The organism is Paenibacillus dauci (assembly GCF_000971985.1).
GTDB classification, from domain to species: Bacteria; Bacillota; Bacilli; order Paenibacillales; family Paenibacillaceae; genus Saccharibacillus; species Saccharibacillus dauci.
Map to the genome: position 1 here is coordinate 76011 of NZ_KQ040799.1, position 18808 is coordinate 94818.

An 18808-nucleotide genomic window follows, 5' to 3' on the forward strand; every position below is an offset into this window, starting at 1 on the left:
TCTAATCTATTGGTAAAATAAAGCTGTCCGATTCGGTCGTCCCCCTGTGTATAAACAGCTGGTTGCCATTGCCATTCCTAACAGGTGTCTACTGACAGCGACCGACCTCTGTCCCTGCCTATTCGTCGTAGCGCTCATGCAGATAGGTGACCATCTGCTCCAATTCTTCTTTGCCGAATACCTCTGATCCGTCCAGTAAATCCGGCATCTGTCCATCACTCAGCAGCCGCTGCAGCTCTGTCTGGTAAGCATCTACAGAGGGTACTCCCGCCAGTTCACCCAGTGCTCCCATCGTTCCCCGACGAACGACTGGATAGCCCTGATCTTCGGGACCCGCTGCGCGCTCGTAGAACTGTCTGATCTGATCGGCCAGCTCATCTCCCTGCCCGTCTACAATAACAAAAGCGGTAATAATATAGGCTTTCGCCTGGCGGCGCTGGGCAATCCCGCAGAATTTGCGGCCATGAATACTGATATCATAATCTCCTGGACAAAATGCACCTTCTACTTCTCCCGTATCCACCTCACTGCTCCATGGATGTACAGCCTGACTGATCCAATCCGCCATAAATTGAAAATCTTCATGGATGTTAATACGGTGCTTCGGATTCGGTAAAATGATCGACAGATTCAGGATACCCGGATGCAGTGGCACAGCTGCACCACCGGAAGGTCGCACACAGATCGAGGTTCCTCCCTGCTGAATCTGCTCCATGGCAGCAACTGCATTGGACAGTCTGCGATCCCGCAGACCAATCGTCATCCCATCCGTATGCCTCCATATATGAACGACCGGCGGATGTCCGCTGCCTACCCGTCGGCACATCAGTTCTTCCCATGCCAGAGGCTGCAGCATGGGTACCTCTCTGCCCAGTAGCGGCGTCTCATACCATATGGCCTGTTCCAATCCTTCTGGTCGACTGGTCTTGTATGCCCCGCCATCTGCAGGTTGTATTTGCTGATTGTCTGTCAAGCTGCTCCCTCCATTTCCAAGCAGTACCGTCTTATCCGTACTCTGTCTGATTATTTGTTATTATACCAGTTTAGCAGGATAAAATGCAGGATGTAACAAAGCGTACCCACTAGCCCTCTTCTTGCATTAACACATCTGAATCCGATCGTATTCATTTGATATTAATAAGCCTTTCCTGCCAAAAAAAGCATCCGCTTCGCTGCGGATGCCCTGTCCGTATAATCTATACCGAATGCTCAATCGTCTGCCGTACAAAACCTTCATTATTTTGCAGAAGTTCAGCTGCAGAATGAGCATCCACCTGCAACAGAATCATCACAATAGCGGTCTTCACATGTCCGCCGGAAGCGATATACGCCTGTTCCACCGTATCATCGTCTGCGTCTGTCGCTAGCTGAATCAGCCGCCGGGCGCGCAGCGCCAGCTTTTCGTTGGTTGCCTGCATATCGACCATCAAATTACGGTATACTTTGCCGGAGCGAATCATGGAGGCAGTAGTCAGCATATTGAGAATCAGCTTCTGCGCCGTTCCCGCCTTCATGCGTGTAGATCCGAGCACAGCCTCCGGACCGGTGACCGCTTCGATCATAATGGCAGCGAATTGGCTCATCTCCGAATCGGGATTGTTACTGATCCCGACGACAATTGCACCACGTTCCCCAGCTTCCTGCATCGCTCCAAGTACATATGGAGTCCGTCCGCTGGCAGCAATTCCAACGACCACATCCCGCTCGGATACTTGATGCTCACGGATATCCTGCCGTCCCAGCTCTGGGTTGTCTTCTGCTCCTTCGACTGCCTGCTGAATGGCCCGGCTGCCTCCGGCAATCAGTCCAACAACCTGATCCGGATCGCTACCATAGGTAGGCGGACATTCCGATGCATCCAAAATACCGAGCCGTCCGCTGGTACCTGCTCCTGCATACAGCAAACGGCCACCGCTGCCGAAGCTTTCTGTGATTGCTTCTACGGCCCGGGCAATCTCGGGAATACAGCGTTCGACTGCCGCCGGTACCGTCCGATCTTCCTCATGAATTGCTCTTAGAATCTGTTCTGCTGTCATATCATCAATACCAATGGTACGTGGATTTTGCTGCTCAGTCATCAGCTTGCCCAGTGATGGATTCATAATTTATTGCCCTCCCTGTGTCCATACATGTGGATATTTTGCCAGCTTGTTCATGATGAGTATAACTGCCCCATAGGCTGCTTCCTGCTCCGCCAGTCGAATCTCCGGCAGATTAGTATGGTTCTGCTGCAGCTGCTGGACAAATGTCTCCCGATAAAGCACAGAATGGCGGAAGATCGAGCCGGCAGCCGCGATGCCTGTCTGCTCCAGCTGAGGATAACGGTTCAACAGCACTTGTACAAATTCAGCCATATCGCTGGCAGCCTGCATGATAATCTGCTGCGCCAGCACATCTCCCGATTGTGAGGCTTCAATACAGAGCTTTGCCGCCGCTGCTATCTGGCGCTTGCCCATCTGCGGCTGATACATTATATAACGCAGTTCTTCGGCAGAGCGTGCACCGTAGTGATGCAATACCTTGTCCGATAGTTCGGTAACAGCCACAATGCCATCATAGCCAAGCATCACTGTCTGCAGGGCTCGCTGTCCAATCGCGTATCCACTGCCCTGATCACCCAGAATATGTCCCCAGCCTCCGGCACGCACCCGCTCACCCGAAGGCAGAACTCCCAGCACGATCGATCCTGTACCTGCAATCGCGACTATTCCGCGATTAGTGCCAAAAGCTGCTGCCAAAGCAGTCTCGGCATCACTGACGACCAGAATATCCGGTACCTGTTGCCTGCGTTCATGCCAGTAACTGCGCAGCAGCTGCTCACCGGCTTCACATTCCTCCGGGGTATAGACTCCAGCCATGCCAGCACCCACCCCGCAGCACTGTTCAAGCGCAAGGGAAGAGTCGTTCAGCAATTGTGAGATTACATTATGTATATTTGTCCTGTAGTCGGTTCCGCTCGAAGATTTGGGATTGCTCGCCTGTCCTTCTGCATGAGCAATCTGTCTTCCTTCCCGGTCTACAGCAATTGCAGTTGTAGACGTGCCTCCGCCATCTATTCCAATTACATATTCCATATACTCATCCTTTGTATTTGATTTTCAACAAATACTACCTTTTCAATAAATACTGCATATTGAGAGTAAGCCAGTTATATTGATGTTAGATATGTTATGAATATTTTCGAGATATTGGTATAATTCGCGTTTATTATAACATGTACGAGAGATATAAAAGCCTATATTTCAAATTACCGTTTATACATTTGTTGAAGTTACAAATATGGATTCCTGTGTGTATAAATTAAATGACATTGATAATCTTTTCTGGTTATATTAATTAACAATACAGTCACATTATAAATGAATTATATACTTGGATAGAAATTCATTTTATGCATTATTCCATAGTATAGTTATTGTTCTCCTTTTGATTTCTCCTTTAATGATGGTTTGCTTGCAGTTTTGAAGTTAATTCTGTGCCAGCTCGTATGTGCTGCTCTATCTATTCAATCCTGTATCATCTTAATCTCAACTCATGGAGGGAATACCATGACTGAATCTGTACCTTCCGTACCCACAAAATATCATACCTGTTCAGCGATAGAACCTCTGTCCTCTGACCAACTGGAATGTATATGGAATCCGCTGCACCTGGCTTGCCGACAGCGGATTATTCCAGGCGCTTCGGCTGCTATATACTGGCGGGGTCATTGTTGGTACAAAGCTGTAGGCTGGGCAGTCGATACAGATCATATGCAGATTGCTGCCGATACCCATACAGTATACGACTGCGCTTCATTGACCAAAGTAGCCGTTACCCTGCCACTGATTCTGACGCTCGTCGAACATGGAATGCTGGAATTGGACCGTCCAATATCGGCTTATCTGGCTGAATTCCAGACAGGTCCCTACCAACAGATTACACTCCGCCAGCTGCTCAGTCATACCTCGGGAATGCCTGCTATCGCCGATTTCCATTCATCTGCCGCTCTGACTCTGCCAGAGGCGATCCAGGCAATCAGTCAAATGCCACCTGCCTATGAAGCGGGGCAAGCACGTATGTATAGTGATCCAGGATTTATAGTGCTGGGAGAACTGTTCACGCGAATCAGCGGACTTCAGCTGATAGCAGGCGCTGAGCAATATATTTGGAAGCCACTGCACATGGAGCAGAGTATGTTTGTTCCTGGGCCAAGTCACGCAGCTATTAGTGCTGCTACTGAATACGATAACCAGACAGAGAGTTATCTGCAGGGCATTGTACATGACGAGAATGCAAGGGCACTCGGTGGGATGTGTGGACATGCCGGATTATTTGCTACCGCGAGCGATCTGCTGCGCTATGCGCAATACTGGCTGGAAGCTGTACATACCCCGAGGATGCAATCTCCGGCGAATCTATTCACTGCTCCGATCCCTCCGCTTTCACTTTCCGAGCAGCTTCTGCACGAAGCTGTCACCCGGCAGACTCCACTGCTTCCTGGAACACGGCGGGGACTTGGCTGGGTACTGCAGGGAGATGAAGCGGATGTATCCGGTCCTATTCTATCTCCTGCTGCATTTGGACATACCGGATTTACCGGCACCAGTATTCAAATCGATCCGAGTCAGCAGCTGGCGATCGTACTGCTGACCAACCGGGTTCATTATGGGCGTACACAGTCGATTCAGCAGCTACGCAGAGATTTTCATACGGCTGTAGCTTCAGCCCTGAACCGCCTGCCAGCACAGCCGTCATCCTACTGACAAAGGAACAACCGTATAAATGGAGGATTCGTGAGGCTGCGTGAGATTATCGGAATGATTAACCCGTCCGAACGTAAAGTGGCCTGCTTTGCTCTGGAGCATCCGCGGCAGCTGGAGAATCTGGAACAGGAACGTTTTGCAGCCCAACATATGGAATCTTGGCAAAGCCGAACTTCCATTTCCCAATTTCAGTATCCAGATTACAAAATAGGCTATCCAAATAAACAGACATCAACATCATCCCGTTCTCTTTGGTCACGCAACACAAATACTCCTCTCCGGTTTGGAGAGGAGTATTCTGATTGAAGCCGGGAGAATATTATTGCTGCTGTGCCAGTTCATAGCGCTGTACCAGTTCATTGACCTTGGCACGTACGATCAGATCCGAATTGTTGCGATTGTATAGAATCAGGCAGACTTCTTTGATAAAAGCAGTCTTTTGCTCTTCGTTCAGCTCGGTCAGTCTCTGATCCAGAAATTCGCGAATTTCCATATAATCTCCTCCACTCATCCAATTTGTCTGTAATAACCTTGCCTATGAGTCTAATCTACAATGCAAGCATTGAGCAAGCCTTTCATTAAAATATACATGCTATATCACCCTATTCCGATCTGCTGTGACATCAGGCACAATCTATACAGAAAAGCAGGCAGCCGGGATGACGGCTGCCTGCTTTTTGTTTGTTGTTTGTTTGTGTGATTCAGCAATTCGGTATTTTAGTGATCTTTGATCAGCGACAGGAACTCTGCACGTAGTGGCGCATCATTCTGGAATCCACCGCGTACAGCGGACGTAATTGTCTTGCTGCCCGGCTTTTTGACACCACGTGCGCACATGCACAGATGTTCACCTTCAACGACAACCATTACACCGGTTGGCTTCAGTACTTCGTCGAGAATATCAGCGATCTGGCTTGTGATACGCTCCTGTACCTGAAGACGGCGGGTAACCGCTTCGACCAGGCGGGCGAATTTGCTCAGACCGGCAATTTTACCGCTTGGTACATAGCCAATGTGCACTTTGCCGAAGAACGGAGCCATATGATGTTCACACTGGCTGTAGTAGACGATATCCTTGACGATGACCATCTCTTGATGATTCTCGTCAAAAGTAACACCCAGCGCCTCGCGCGGGTCTACGCTGTATCCGGCAAAGATCTCCTCGTACATCCGCGTTACCCGTGCAGGCGTCTCCAGCAATCCTTCCCGTTCGGTATCTTCACCGATCAGGTTCAGGATTTCCTTGATATGATATTCAATCTGGTCGCGATGTGCTGCGACCTTCAGGTTGGTATAATCCTTAATTCCAGCCATGCTGACCTCCTTCCACATTCAAGGCCTTCATGCACTGATGCCTGTCATGTAATTATCTTCTACGCTTGCCCTGATTGCCACGGCCCATTGGAGGCATTTGTGGCTTCGCGCCTTTTTGGGGAGCGCCGCCGTTTTTCATCATTTGCTGTGCTTGCTGCATCTGCTTCGGATTCAGGTTATAGCCCATTTGCTTGGCCATTTTCTGCATCATCTGCGGATCGCTCTGCATTTTTTCCAGTTGTTTGCGCAGGTAATATGCGCCAATGAAGAAGCCCCCGACGAGACCCACGATAAGAGTCACGATAGGTATGACCCAGTTCCACCACATAATAAGTGCCACCCCTGTATATTCATTGTATTTCGTTCCCGGAGAGCTCTGGCTTTCCTTGCCGTTGCAGGCATGAACAGCACTTATCATACCATTTTACCGCCTGCTCTAGCAAACATTTTCATACCAAAGATTACGCCCCGTCTAATTCATTACCGCTTCAATGAAAACGGTTGTAGCATTCGCCAGATCAATCTCTTTGACATCAAGTGAATCGCCACTTCCGCGTACGATCCGCACGACCGGACGTCCTGGCAGTCCTCTGTGCTGGCTCACGACTACGCCGGTTTCCCTCGTGGATAGCCGGACACCCGTTCCATTCGGATAAATGGAAATAATGCGGGTAAATTCTACCAGCAGATCATGATCCAATGCTGTACCCGACATTGCCATCATCTCTTCGCACGCTTCATGCGGCAGTAAGCTTTTGCCGCCGTGTTCCTTGGGCGTGATCAGATTGTCGTACGTATTGGCAATCGTCACGATCCGGGCATACCGATGAATCTCCTCGTGACTAAGGCCGCGCGGCTGACCGGTTCCATCCATCCGCTCATGATGCTGCAGCGCTACGTGTGCAATCATCAGATTGAAATCCCGCTTGGACTTGATCAGCTCAAATCCTCTCCAGGTGTGATGCATTTTGGAACCGGGAATCAGATCAAAAGCTTCGCTGCCGGACACTTTGCCCACATCATGCAGCAGGGCACCAATCGCCAGATCCCGCAGCTGCTGCTGGTTCATTCCGATATTCATGCCAATAATCGCCGACAGCAGACAGACATTCATCGCGTGCAGATAGCGGGCATTGTCTGCCGTCTTGATATCGGTCAGCTGTACCTGTACTTCACGCGCACCGATGATATCCTCCAATAGATGCTCGACGCTGAGCGTGATTCGCGCCGGGGTCCACTCTTTGCCGGATCGTACGGCATCAAAGGTATCACTCATTTCCCGGATCATGTGCTGCTTGGTCGCTTCGCTCAAAATCTCTTCAGGTTCTACATCTGCGAACTGTTCATCCTGAATATAGATCATAGTAACGCCAATCCGGTTCAGTGTATTAATCATAAAGACGGTCAGCTGCACCCCTGCCGATAGCAGAATTGTACCATTGCCCGAATAGACAGACTTGCCCAGATGCTGCCCCGTTTCTACATTATCTATACTTACGTATCTCATCAGCAATCCCCTTTGGCTTACAATGATAGATACTTCATGGAACCCCATCCTGCATAATGCCCGAAGCGGTTTATATTTTGATTTCAGAAAAGAACAGGCTGGCGCAAATATCCTTCCAGTTCCAACAGAAGCTCCTTGCGATCCAGTCCTACGCCATATCCGACCATCTGACCATTCATGCCAATAACCCGGTGGCAGGGCACGATGATCGACACGGGATTACGGTTATTCGCTCCACCAACCGCGCGAACAGCTGATGGACTACCGATATGCACAGCAATCCATTTATAAGAGACCACTTCACCATATGGGATAACCTGAAGAGCCTGCCACACCTGACGCTGAAATGCAGTTCCCCGCAAATCCAGCTGCAGATCAAACTCCTGATGTTCACCGGCAAAATATTCATGGAGCTGATCGATTGCTTGACCAAGCCGTGATGGCGAATGGATAAGCTCATGATCACCATACCAGCGGCTGGACCAGCTGGACAGACCAGCATGCGCCTCACTATAGGTTTTGAATTCCAGATGACATATTCCATGCTCCGATTGCAGCAGTGTCACCGGGCCAACCGGTGAGTCCAATTCGGCATAATACAACGTGGTTTGCGACTGTTCATTTTGCGGGATTACTGGTTCATGCAGCTGCTCGTCGGTCACGCGGATTCCTCCTCCAGTATCCTTTTTGCTTCGATCAGGCGTTCGATTACCTCCTGCTCTTGCTCGCGCTCCAGCCCACGCTCTATAGCAGATAGCGCATCGGGACCACCAATCCGGCTCAGTGCCCAGGCGATCGTGCCGCGAATCATCGGACGTACATCCTTGAGCAGCATTTCGGTCAGACGGGGTACTGCACTTTTATCCTTGAAATTACCAAGAGCGATAATCGCATTGCGCTGGATCGGATTTTTGCCGCGCCAGGCAGCGGATGTATCGCCAAACTCCTGCTTGAACTCTTTGTTGCTCAGATCGAGCATCGGCAGCAGCAGCGGTTTGGCCTTTTCCGGATCAGGACGCAGATCTTCCTGGTGGTTCCAGTGCTTGCCTTTATTTTTGGGACAGACGATCTGGCAGGTATCACAGCCATACAGCCGGTTACCGATCTTGCGCATATGCTCATCCGACAGCATTCCTTTGGTCTGCGTCAGAAAAGACACACAAATTTGCGAATTCAGCTGCCCCGGACCAACGAGTGCTCCTGTTGGGCAAGCATCAATACATTTGGTACAGGTACCACAATCCTCGGTTACCGGCGTATCCGGCGGAAATGGAATATCCGTAATCATATCGCCGAGAAAGATCCAGGAACCGAGAGTAGGCGAGATTACCGCGCAGTTTTTACCGAAAAATCCAATGCCTGCACGCTGGGCTACAGCACGGTCCGAGAGTGCTCCGGTATCGACCATGCTCTCGATTCTCGCTTCCGGTACCCGTTCATGAATAAAATCTTCCAGCCGCTGCATCCGGTCTCTCAGCACATAATGATAATCCCGGCCCCAGGCCGAGCGTGCCATGATGCCCCGATACTGACCAGGCTCCGAACGCGGCGGATTTTCCATTTTGGAATGATAAGTCACCGAGATGGCGATGATGGAACGTGCGCCTTCCAGGGTTAGTGACGGGTTGATTCTTTTCTCCAGATCCGGTTCTTCAAATCCGGATTCATAGCCTTTGCGCCGGTGTTCTTCCAGCACTTCTTTCAGAAAAAGAAAAGGATCGGCGGTCGTAAAACCGATATCGTCAATTCCCAGCGATGGCGCAGCTGCCTTGATCTCAAGCTTAAGCTGTTCCCATCTTGATGTCGGACTTGGTATCATATATTCCTGCTGCGTCACTCACTGTCACCTCCTGCCGACTGTTGTCAGCTATCTATTTATAATTATACCTGATCCAACTGGAAATACGTCTAAAAAATAGAAAAACACACCTGCATCCCCCACGAAGCCGGAAGGCAAGATGTGTCCATATATACAAAACAGTATGATGTAGTCTGTAGTTATTCCAAATTTATCTCTATAGTATTATGCGTTAGCTGCGACAATGCTTAATTTTTCGTACGTACGAAGAATTTTGCTTTCATCATAGCCAAGAGCTGCATACAGTGGCATTACCGCCTCGTTATGCTCGTCTCCTGCGATCATAATTCCGCTGACATTACGCTGCTGGAAACGTTTTTCCATTGCTGCGACCAGCGCTTTGCCAATTCCTTTGCCTCTCATATCGGGATGAACGGCAATACGGTAGTAACAACCGAAATTGCGGTCAATCGTACCAATTAACAAGCCAATAATTTCTTCTCCCTGCTCCGCAACCATAATCAGTTCGGAATCCCAGGACAATTGTCTCGCAAAAGGTCCCATAGTATGCTCATAGCATTCTTCCGACAGAGCTACCTGCAGCAGCTCCTTCACAAGGTTCAAATCACTTAGCTTAAAGGAACGAATTTTCATGATCCAAACTCCCTTTTCATCAGCTTGATAAATACCGTTTCATTAATAACCCCTGACAATCATGTTCCAACACAAAAAAGAAGGACATCTGCGTAGACAAGCCATACGCCCTACATAAAGAGTTGTGTAAAATCCTGCTGTACAGGAAGACGATAAGACGGCAAAAAAGCGCAAATAATTGCACAATATAATCTCAATGTTAATTAAACCACAATTTTCGAGGAAATACACCACTTTTCTTATGAAAGCGCTTCATATCTCCGTTTTCCGTCCATTTGCTCTTAGATATACAATTATTATGAAAAAAATCGCTGCGTATGAATATTAATTGCAATCAATAAATATTCATTGCAAAAGTGAAATCTTAAACTGAAATTATATTAGCAACAAACACAAGTATAACACTACCATGATCATGTCACTATACTTTTTGTCATAATTAAGCATTATGGCTTATATTGTGTCGATAAAAAATAGCTTTACTGGACAGCAGACTCATTTGTGCAGCAAAATTTTTACATATTGTATTTACCCTTTCCTGATTAATGTTCCTTCTTATTCCATTTATATCCAATATCGCTATTTCATTAATATATGTACATACGCTACCGATTCTTTCTGATTCTGCCTGTAATGAAATGTTTATGTACGATTTTTAGGGTTCAATGCGTGATTTCGGTAATATAGAAATAAAAAATAAAATCGCCCGGATCCCTTGCCAGACGGACTTTCTAAACACAAATGTTGCTTTAGTCCGAAATATACGGTTTAATAGAGACAGTAACATGTTTATCTACATAGGGGACTTCTTTTATCGGTATTCCCCAATCCAAATCTCAGGAGGTATTTTACGATGGCATTCGAACTACCAGCATTACCGTACCCTAACAACGCTCTGGAACCACACATCGACGAACAAACGATGATGATTCACCATGATCGTCACCATAACACATACGTAACCAACCTGAACGCTGCTCTGGAAAGCGCTCCTGAACTGCAAAGCAAAAGCCTGGACGAACTGATCAGCGATCTGAACAGTGTACCTGAAAATATCCGCACAGCCGTACGCAACAATGGTGGCGGACACCACAACCACAGCCTGTTCTGGGAAGTAATCGGTCCTGACGCTGGCGGCGCACCTACTGGTGAACTGGCAGCTGCAATCGATAGCGAACTGGGCGGCTTCGACAAATTCAAAGAAGATTTCGCAAAAGCAGCAACTACACGTTTTGGTAGCGGTTGGGCTTGGCTGGTTGTTGGCAAAGACGGCAAACTGGCAATCACAAGCACACCTAACCAGGACAGCCCGGTAATGGAAGGTCTGACTCCACTGCTCGGTCTGGACGTATGGGAGCACGCTTACTACCTGAAATATCAAAACAAACGTCCTGATTACATCTCCGCTTTCTGGAATGTAGTAAACTGGGATGCTGTAAACGCACGTTACACTGCTGCGAAGTAATCGGAAGATCCCCTTTCTTACGTAACAGCAAATAACGCGACATATAGACGAAAAGCTGTCCTGTTCATACAGGGCAGCTTTTTTGTGCTTTTTCGGATTCCTATAGTGTTGGAGTTGATTGCTTCATTCACTCCGGAAAGGAATAAGAGCACGTCCTCCGGTTAAGCCTGGAGATCCTTCGATAGAGGGAGAAAATGAAGATCTCCTGGCTTAAATGTCGTCCTTGCTCTTATTTCCTTTCCTGCGTTATGAGCTTATGCATCATGTGCAAGTTACTAATATCATCAGGTAGCTCCACCATATAGATATTCGCATAACCGGTACGGTCGCTGGTGAAAAAGAGTTTGCGTCCATCCTGACTAATGCGCGGATAGGCATGAACTTTGGGTGAATGAAAGCTGCAACGCAATTCGCAGAGTACATACGGTCCGTTGTATGTTCCATCAGGCGAAGTTCGCCAGAGATTCAGGGTCTGCACGTTCTCTCTGCCGTCAGTGATTGCCTGATACTTGCCGTCCAGATAGGCGTGATGGATCGCAAAAGAAATCTCCTGCTCCTGCTGATCCGATTGATCGTAGCGGATACTTCCCCAGAAGGATGTGCCGCTGCTTCGTACTCCCTGATAGGCGATTGTCTCGCCGTCGCTAAGGAAATAAGGTCGGCCGACGATTTCGTCTGCTTCGCTTTTTGCCCGGACTGGACTGATCTTGCCGCTTCGTCGATCCATACTCCAGATAGATGGATCTCCCAGCTCCCGGCTGTCTTCCTGATAGAAAGTCAGCAGCCAGGGATGAATCGGAGAAGCCTGCACATGGGTAATCATCCTCTGACCTTCGTGGACAATCTCTGACTGTCTGGTGTGAAGATGAATAGCAATGATCTGGCTGAATGACGAAGAGGATTCCAGCATCCGCTGATCTGCTGCTTGCCGATCTATAGCTGCATCTTTGTTATCTATTACTTCATGAAATGTATCGTGATCATTCCGTTTTCGGGTAGTTTCTGGATCGTGCTCTACATCATTTTTGGCAAATAGCTGCTGCCAGATGCAGGTTAGTACCGACTCCCCATCCGCAGTACAACTAATATTGCCCATCCGAAAGCCTTCGGGGCAGTGATATTTGACCCGCTCGCGAAAAGAAGTCAGGTCCAGCAGCGAGATGGTATCTTCCTTTTGCAGCAGTGCCTGCTGACCATCTGGGGTCAGGCATACCTGCAGATCATCATTATTTGTGTAGGTAGTGAGCTGTGTCATCTCCCCGGTCTCCAGGTGGATCGAGAATAGATTGGCGCTGTTATCCCTATCGGATACGAATAACAGACGTCTGCCTTCGTCATATAATCCATTCTCGGTAAAGTACAGCTGGCGGCTGTGTCCCCGGTAATCGGTCAGCTGATGTACTTCGATACCTGTCAGCCGATCCTGGTACTTTTTCCACTCCGGAGCCCATATCGTTCCTTTTACCATGGCTATTGTTCTAGACATCCTGATTCTCCTCCATCCTGCTGCAAAACAACCGTAGAGGCTGTTCTGCTCTCTCTTCTCTAACGAGTACCCGGCTCCGAGAATAGCTAATCAGTCACATCTTCTCCATATTACTGCTTCCGGTATATCAAAAATCCCTGCCGAGTGTATCCGGCAGGGATTCATCCTATTTGTATGGGTCTATCTCATTTATTTCTCTTTGAAATACTGCTGCAAAATTTTCAGGAATAGATTGGGAAAAGCGTACTTTTCCATGTCTTCCTGGCTGATCCAGCGATAATCGTAAGCAAAAGCCTCACCGAGCAGCGTACTCGGTACAGCAGCATACACTTCCTGCTGTTCAGCGACCTGGCTGATCGGATCAAGCGTGTCGGTGGCTGCACTCACAGCTAGCTGCTGGCGGATATGCTCCAGACTCTCCGCTGTAGCTCCGGACAGCTTGATATCGAGCGTCCCCTGCTCCGGTTCCTGTACCTTGTTCAGCGGTGGCTGGCGATCAGAAATATCCGTCTTTGCATCATTATGCAATGCGGATGCAGATTCTGCTTTTTCATCAGATAGTCTGGTCAGCTCATCAACAGAACGAGAAACGGATGCGTCCTGCTCGATCTGATTGTCTACTGCATTGGCTTCGGTACAGAGGAATACCCTCATATACCACTGAATATGGCTAAATGTGTGCTCGGCTGTCATCCATGCTTCTCCGGGACGTACTTCTACACCTTCATTGTGCAGCGCCATACTCAGCCGCTGCATAGCAGCTTCTTCGGACAGATTCGCTCCGGCGCCGGCTTTTTTGGATTCTTCTGCAATCACATGCGGTAGCTCCCACATCCGAGCCAGCAGTCCTGTCGCTGGCCGCTGACGGATCAGTACTTTGCCGGCATGCTCTCCTTGACCTTCAATGACAGCCAGCAGACGATGCTCTGGACGCGGCGGCTTGGCTTTGGTCTTCACGGGCAGCTGCTCTTCCATCCCATTGATCCGTCCCTTGCAATGCTTCATCACCGGACAGGTCAGACAGTGCGGAGACTTGGGTGTACAGATCAATGCCCCCAGCTCCATCAGAGCCTGGTTAAAGTCGGAAGCTCTGCCTGCAGGAATTAGCTCCCCAGCCAGCTTTTCCATCTTGATACGGGTTGGATTTTTGGCGATATCATCTTCCAGACAGAAATAACGTGACAGTACACGCATCACATTGCCATCAACAGCAGGTACCGGTACATTGTAGGCAATACTGAGTACGGCACCTGCCGTATAGGGACCAATGCCCTTGAGAGCAGATATTTCTTCCGGTGTATCCGGTACAATTCCGCCGTAACGCTCCACTACCTGCTTGGCAGCAGACTGAATATTGCGGGCGCGTGAATAGTAACCCAGCCCCTCCCAGCATTTCAGCACTTCTTCTTCCGGTGCATTGGCCAGAATCTCGACGGTCGGGAACTTCTCGACAAAGCGTAAAAAGTAAGGAATGACTGTATCTACGCGGGTCTGCTGGAGCATAATCTCCGAGATCCAGATATGGTACGGATTCCGGCTACGCCGCCAGGGCAGATCACGTTTGTGTTCGTCATACCACGCCAGCAGTTCGCGGCTGAAGTAACGTTTTGCTTCCTGTTCTGCTGTTATATTGGACATTCTGATTCTCCCTTGTTAAGCCTGTATTCTCTCTACGACAGCGAATGCCGAAGCAATCTCTGTCTGATGCGAAATGCTCAAATGTACATGATAGGCTGCCGCTCCACCTTCCAGATCAAGCCTGTCCCAGGCGGCCTGAGACAGCTGGACGACCGGTTTGCCAAGGGCATCCGGCAGTATTTCCATATCGGTAAAATTAATCGTTCGACCAATTCCGCAGCCAAAAGCTTTGGTGATCGCTTCCTTCGCAGCGAAGCGACCGGCGACGAATTCATTTAACTTGGCGCCTTTAGTTCTGGAGATGGCGAGTTCCTGCTCTGTCAGCACACGGTTCATGAATTTCTCTCCCTGTGGACCGCTGATCAGAATGGACAGCCGTTTGATCTCAAGTACATCATGCCCGACTCCATAGATCAAGGTTGCTCTACCTCCTGCATGATTGGATTTCTTTATTGTAACAGAGGTTACGGGATAAATCTCCAGTATCGGATGTATTCATCCAAGTCTTCTTTTTCCATCAAAAAGGACAGCCCTCCCACGATGGATAAGGCTGTCCCCTTTGGATCTTGTAATTCTTTTATTTCATTTTACAACACCATAGGCTGCCTGATCTTCAGATAACTTCCTGCCTTACAGCAGCTTATAGCAGTCTATTGGATAAAGATATCAAATACCTGGAATCGGATCGCGCTTGTGTGCTGTACGCTTGTAATACGACTCCAATTTTTCCGCTACTGCCGGAGCAATAGTTTTGCCTTCCAGGTAGTCACTGTTGTCGGCATAGCTGATACCAAGTTCAGTCTCATCCGTCTGATTTTCCCACAGACCTGCTGTAGGAGCTTTGTCCAGAATAGACTGAGGCACGCCCAGATGAGACGCCAGCTGACGTACCTGACGTTTGTTCAGGCTGCTCAGTGGTGTAATGTCGACTGCTCCATCACCGTATTTGGTAAAGAAGCCCGTGATCGCTTCGGAGGCATGATCTGTACCAACGACCAGCAGATTCAGTGCATTGGCGATACCGTATTGAACTACCATACGTGTTCTGGCTTTGATATTCCCTTTGGCCTGTGGAGTAATAGCTTCCTGCTCCAGCTGCGGCATCACGCTGTTCACGATTTCTTCGATCGCATCTACGCCTTTTTGTACATTGGTCTCGACTTTGTACTTCATGTCAAAAGCTTCAGCAGTTGCATAGCTGTCATGAATATCGACCTGGGAACCGTATGGCTGGAACACACCAACCGTTTTGTATTCCTTGCCAGTTGATTCACTGAGCTCGTCTGTTGCGCGCTTGCACAGTCCGGCAGCGACTGCGCTGTCGATTCCGCCGCTGATCGCAATCAGAAGTCCGTTGGAACCGGATTTCTCAATGTAGGACTTGAGGAAATCCACACGTTTGCGAATCTCCGCGTCCGGTTCGATTGTAGGTTGTACTTTCAGGTCATCAATAATTTGCTGCTGCATACTCATATTCGTCATCCACTCCTTCGACTATTCTGATCTGTCCTGCGGCTGTACTGATCCTGTCTGCACTAAAATGACAATCTGCAGCAGGGTATCACCTGGTGATATCACCAGCACAGCATTCATTCTATTTATATATACCCAAAACACAAACATCCTGCAACCATCACATAAGGTGACAGGTGCAGGATGTTCATTACAATAGGCGTATGATTACTGGCAGTACTTCTCGAAAGCATCGTTCAGTGCTGCTGCAATATCTTCAGCCGAATGATTCTCGATCTGATGACGCTCGATAAAATGAACCAGTTCGCCGTCTTTGAGCAGTGCAATCGACGGGGAAGATGGTGGGAATGGAGCAAAGTACTCACGCGCTTTGGCAGTGGCTTCTTTGTCCTGACCAGCGAATACTGTATACAGATGATCCGGCTTCACGCTACCCTGCAGGGCATGGGCAACACCCGGACGACATTGTCCAGCTGCGCATCCGCAGACGGAGTTGATAACAACCAGTGATGTACCGGAAGCATTATCCAGGCTCGCTTCTACCTCTTCAGGTGTGCGCAGCTCGGTAATTCCAATGCTGGTCAGCTCGTCACGCATCGGCTGAACCATATCTCTCATATATTGATCAAATGACATGGACATCTTATTCACTCCTTACTTTTAATAAGCATTAACTTATATTATACACAGGTTGCCCGATAATACCAATGAACAGAACGGGATTCCTGCGAAATTTTCTGAAATATACATTCAAATTCATGGACTACGAACCTTGCTATTCTCTTTATCAGAGAACAGTCGTAATTGTCAGCTTGGCTCTTCCGGCTCCGTTTCCTTTGATCCAAAAGCATGAGAGAAAATAACAGAAAAAGTCGTTCCTTCCCCCTCTACCGAATCGACTACGATACGCCCCTGGTGACGCTCCACAATACTGAGGCACAGGGATAGTCCCAGTCCCGTTCCTTTGGACTTGGTTGTATAAAAAGGCTCGAACAACTTGTCCAGCTTCTCCTGCGGGATGCCCGGTCCGGTATCACGGATACGCATAATGACCTCGCTGGCCGTAGCTTCTGTCTCGATAACCAATTCGCCCTTATCCTCCATCGCTTCCATGCCATTGCGTGCCAGATTGAGAATCAGCTGTTTGATCTCTTTGGAGTTCAGGTCCAGACGTGGCACATTTTGACCGGGGATAAAGGTAATTGACTGTCCACGCAGGTTAGCATCGGCCCATAACAGGGGCAGCAGTTCCTCGATAATGGAATGCAGACTGTAGAGCTGCTTTTCCACGATTCGATTCTGCGCCAGGGACAGAAAGTCATTGATAATGCTGTTCGCACGATCCAGTTCATCCATTACAATCAGATAGTAATGATCAAGAGACGATGGACTTTTCTCACGCATCAATTGGAGAAAACCGCGAACGACAGCCATCGGGTTACGGATCTCATGCGTAATACTCGCAGCCATCTTGCCAACCAGACTGAGCTGTTCAACATGGCTCAGTTCATTTCGCAATCGTTCTACCTCCGTAATATCCTGAGCGATAATGACTGTACCAGTCAGACTATGATCCGGTAATTGGTGAATCGGCGCTATACTGATATAGAAGGTTCCATACTCCAGACGCATCAGTTCATTATGAACATGCTGTTCTTCCGGCAAACGACGAATAATATCTATCGTCTGCTGCAATCCAGAAGTGATCGTCTTGACATCCAGCTGTAACAGGTTAATACCAAGCGCTGTCTCGCGTGTAATATCCGGCACCGATCGCCGAAGAATCTGCAGGGCATTCTCGTTAATCGCCGTAATCTGGCCATCTGCATCAATAGATGTAATCATCATGGGCGCTACATTCATAATCTGACGCAGCTTCTCCGCTTCCGTAATGACACGGTTGGACAGATTCAGCATTTGCTGGTTCAGCTGCTTGCGTTCCATGATGCGTTCTATCGCCTGGATCGAATAACTACCAGCAACAATTGCAGCGCCTACAATAAATAGAATCACCCACCAGGTCATGGTATCCAAATTATGCAGTCTCATACGCAAGCCGGCAGCCAGCATGGTCAGGGCAGCACTTAATAAAATAAGCAGCGCCGTAATAAATCGTTTTTGCCGAATGGAAGATCGAAGAAATAGAGGTGAACATAAGGCAGCTGCAGGATATAATAACACACCACTATGGACGAGAAAGTCAATGGCTCCACTGCCCGATCCGAACATAAGGTACATAAGCGTCTCCAGAACAAGCAGTAAAAATCCACGCCCGGCTCCTATGTAGAGCACTCCAATGACCATAGCTACCAGACTCATCTGAATCTCAAGCGTAATTGCACTATAAATAGAGAGTATCCAGCAAATTACAATGCTGAACGCAGACGAGAGCACAAGAATCGGGGAATATCCCCGCCAGGTCAATCGTACACTGTGCAGGGAATCATCGCCGCTGCGTTCCACGATGTTCGAGAACAAAAACACGGCAGATCCTACAGCCAGCATTTGCAGCAGGATTTCCTTCACTGCAATAATAATGATGTGCCCCTCCCTCTCTCTCTGTCGTAATTCGATTAAAGCATAGCAAGCCAAACATTACAATATATAGTATGTTGACCCAGCATTTTCAAACCACTTATACAATACCCCTAATAATACCAATTATAAACAGAATCGTTGCGCTCCGGCCTTTTCCTTTGCAACGAGATGCCGAAACTGCCGAAAACCT

The 18808-nt window shown here is 48.5% G+C and carries 17 protein-coding genes and 1 pseudogene; 3 read left to right on the forward strand and 15 right to left on the reverse strand.

Annotation, left to right across the window (positions count from 1 at the left end):
• Positions 1–118: 118 nt before the first annotated feature.
• The 3 genes from WH46_RS03815 to WH46_RS03825 all read right to left on the reverse strand — a co-directional run bounded on the left by WH46_RS03815 (position 119) and on the right by WH46_RS03825 (position 3074).
• On the reverse strand, positions 119–973 hold the full coding sequence (locus WH46_RS03815; RefSeq protein ID WP_052714104.1) for a lipoate--protein ligase family protein: 855 nt from the start codon (positions 971–973) through the stop codon (positions 119–121).
• A gap of 223 nt (positions 974–1196) precedes the next feature.
• Entirely contained in the window at positions 1197–2102 is a 906-nt protein-coding gene (gene murQ, locus WH46_RS03820) for an N-acetylmuramic acid 6-phosphate etherase (RefSeq protein ID WP_046225796.1), read from the reverse strand.
• 3 nt (positions 2103–2105) lie between these two features.
• Positions 2106–3074: a BadF/BadG/BcrA/BcrD ATPase family protein gene (locus tag WH46_RS03825; RefSeq protein ID WP_052714105.1), complete on the reverse strand. Its 969-nt coding sequence runs from the start codon at positions 3072–3074 to the stop codon at positions 2106–2108.
• Between the two features lie 474 nt (positions 3075–3548).
• Here WH46_RS03825 and WH46_RS03830 point away from each other — a divergent pair, with 474 nt between their 5' ends.
• Complete coding sequence (locus tag WH46_RS03830; RefSeq protein ID WP_052714106.1) at positions 3549–4745, forward strand: serine hydrolase domain-containing protein; 1197 nt, start codon at positions 3549–3551, stop codon at positions 4743–4745.
• Positions 4746–4775: 30 nt separating this feature from the next.
• Positions 4776–5051, forward strand: coding sequence for a hypothetical protein (locus WH46_RS24205; protein ID WP_046225797.1), 276 nt, complete (start codon positions 4776–4778; stop codon positions 5049–5051).
• A gap of 13 nt (positions 5052–5064) precedes the next feature.
• Here WH46_RS24205 and WH46_RS24015 read toward each other — a convergent pair whose 3' ends face one another.
• The 6 genes and pseudogenes from WH46_RS24015 to WH46_RS03865 form a co-directional block, all read right to left on the reverse strand.
• Positions 5065–5238 carry a hypothetical protein gene (locus tag WH46_RS24015; RefSeq protein ID WP_017812642.1) on the reverse strand — a complete coding sequence of 58 codons (174 nt, stop codon included), beginning with the start codon at positions 5236–5238 and terminating at the stop codon, positions 5065–5067.
• Positions 5239–5462: 224 nt separating this feature from the next.
• Positions 5463–6059: a GTP cyclohydrolase I FolE gene (gene folE, locus WH46_RS03840; protein WP_017812641.1), complete on the reverse strand. Its 597-nt coding sequence runs from the start codon at positions 6057–6059 to the stop codon at positions 5463–5465.
• A 52-nt stretch (positions 6060–6111) separates the two neighbouring features.
• Complete coding sequence (locus WH46_RS03845) at positions 6112–6387, reverse strand: YneF family protein (protein WP_026136113.1); 276 nt, start codon at positions 6385–6387, stop codon at positions 6112–6114.
• A 144-nt stretch (positions 6388–6531) separates the two neighbouring features.
• Positions 6532–7566 (reverse strand): HD-GYP domain-containing protein, encoded by a 1035-nt coding sequence (locus WH46_RS03850; protein ID WP_046225798.1) that lies wholly within the window; start codon positions 7564–7566, stop codon positions 6532–6534.
• Between the two features lie 83 nt (positions 7567–7649).
• A pseudogene (gene queG / locus WH46_RS03860) lies at positions 7650–9385 on the reverse strand (tRNA epoxyqueuosine(34) reductase QueG).
• A gap of 204 nt (positions 9386–9589) precedes the next feature.
• Positions 9590–10018 (reverse strand): GNAT family N-acetyltransferase, encoded by a 429-nt coding sequence (locus WH46_RS03865; RefSeq protein ID WP_046216355.1) that lies wholly within the window; start codon positions 10016–10018, stop codon positions 9590–9592.
• An 853-nt stretch (positions 10019–10871) separates the two neighbouring features.
• On the opposite strand from WH46_RS03865, the gene WH46_RS03870 reads away from it, so the two are divergent.
• Entirely contained in the window at positions 10872–11483 is a 612-nt protein-coding gene (locus tag WH46_RS03870; protein WP_017812635.1) for a superoxide dismutase, read from the forward strand.
• Positions 11484–11712: 229 nt separating this feature from the next.
• Here the strand turns inward: WH46_RS03870 and WH46_RS03875 are convergent, their stop codons facing one another.
• From WH46_RS03875 to WH46_RS03900, 6 genes are all read right to left on the reverse strand, one after another.
• The gene (locus WH46_RS03875) at positions 11713–12969 is read right to left on the reverse strand and encodes a TolB family protein (protein ID WP_231584286.1); all 1257 of its coding nucleotides are present in this window, start codon (positions 12967–12969) and stop codon (positions 11713–11715) included.
• 189 nt (positions 12970–13158) lie between these two features.
• Positions 13159–14607 (reverse strand): A/G-specific adenine glycosylase, encoded by a 1449-nt coding sequence (gene mutY / locus WH46_RS03880; protein WP_046225800.1) that lies wholly within the window; start codon positions 14605–14607, stop codon positions 13159–13161.
• 15 nt (positions 14608–14622) lie between these two features.
• The gene (gene acpS, locus WH46_RS03885) at positions 14623–15024 is read right to left on the reverse strand and encodes a holo-ACP synthase (protein ID WP_017812632.1); all 402 of its coding nucleotides are present in this window, start codon (positions 15022–15024) and stop codon (positions 14623–14625) included.
• Positions 15025–15273: 249 nt separating this feature from the next.
• Positions 15274–16080: an ammonia-dependent NAD(+) synthetase gene (gene nadE / locus WH46_RS03890; protein ID WP_046225801.1), complete on the reverse strand. Its 807-nt coding sequence runs from the start codon at positions 16078–16080 to the stop codon at positions 15274–15276.
• A 207-nt stretch (positions 16081–16287) separates the two neighbouring features.
• Entirely contained in the window at positions 16288–16722 is a 435-nt protein-coding gene (locus WH46_RS03895; protein WP_017812629.1) for a BrxA/BrxB family bacilliredoxin, read from the reverse strand.
• 165 nt (positions 16723–16887) lie between these two features.
• Positions 16888–18585: an ATP-binding protein gene (locus WH46_RS03900; RefSeq protein ID WP_069202830.1), complete on the reverse strand. Its 1698-nt coding sequence runs from the start codon at positions 18583–18585 to the stop codon at positions 16888–16890.
• Positions 18586–18808 lie beyond the last annotated feature (223 nt).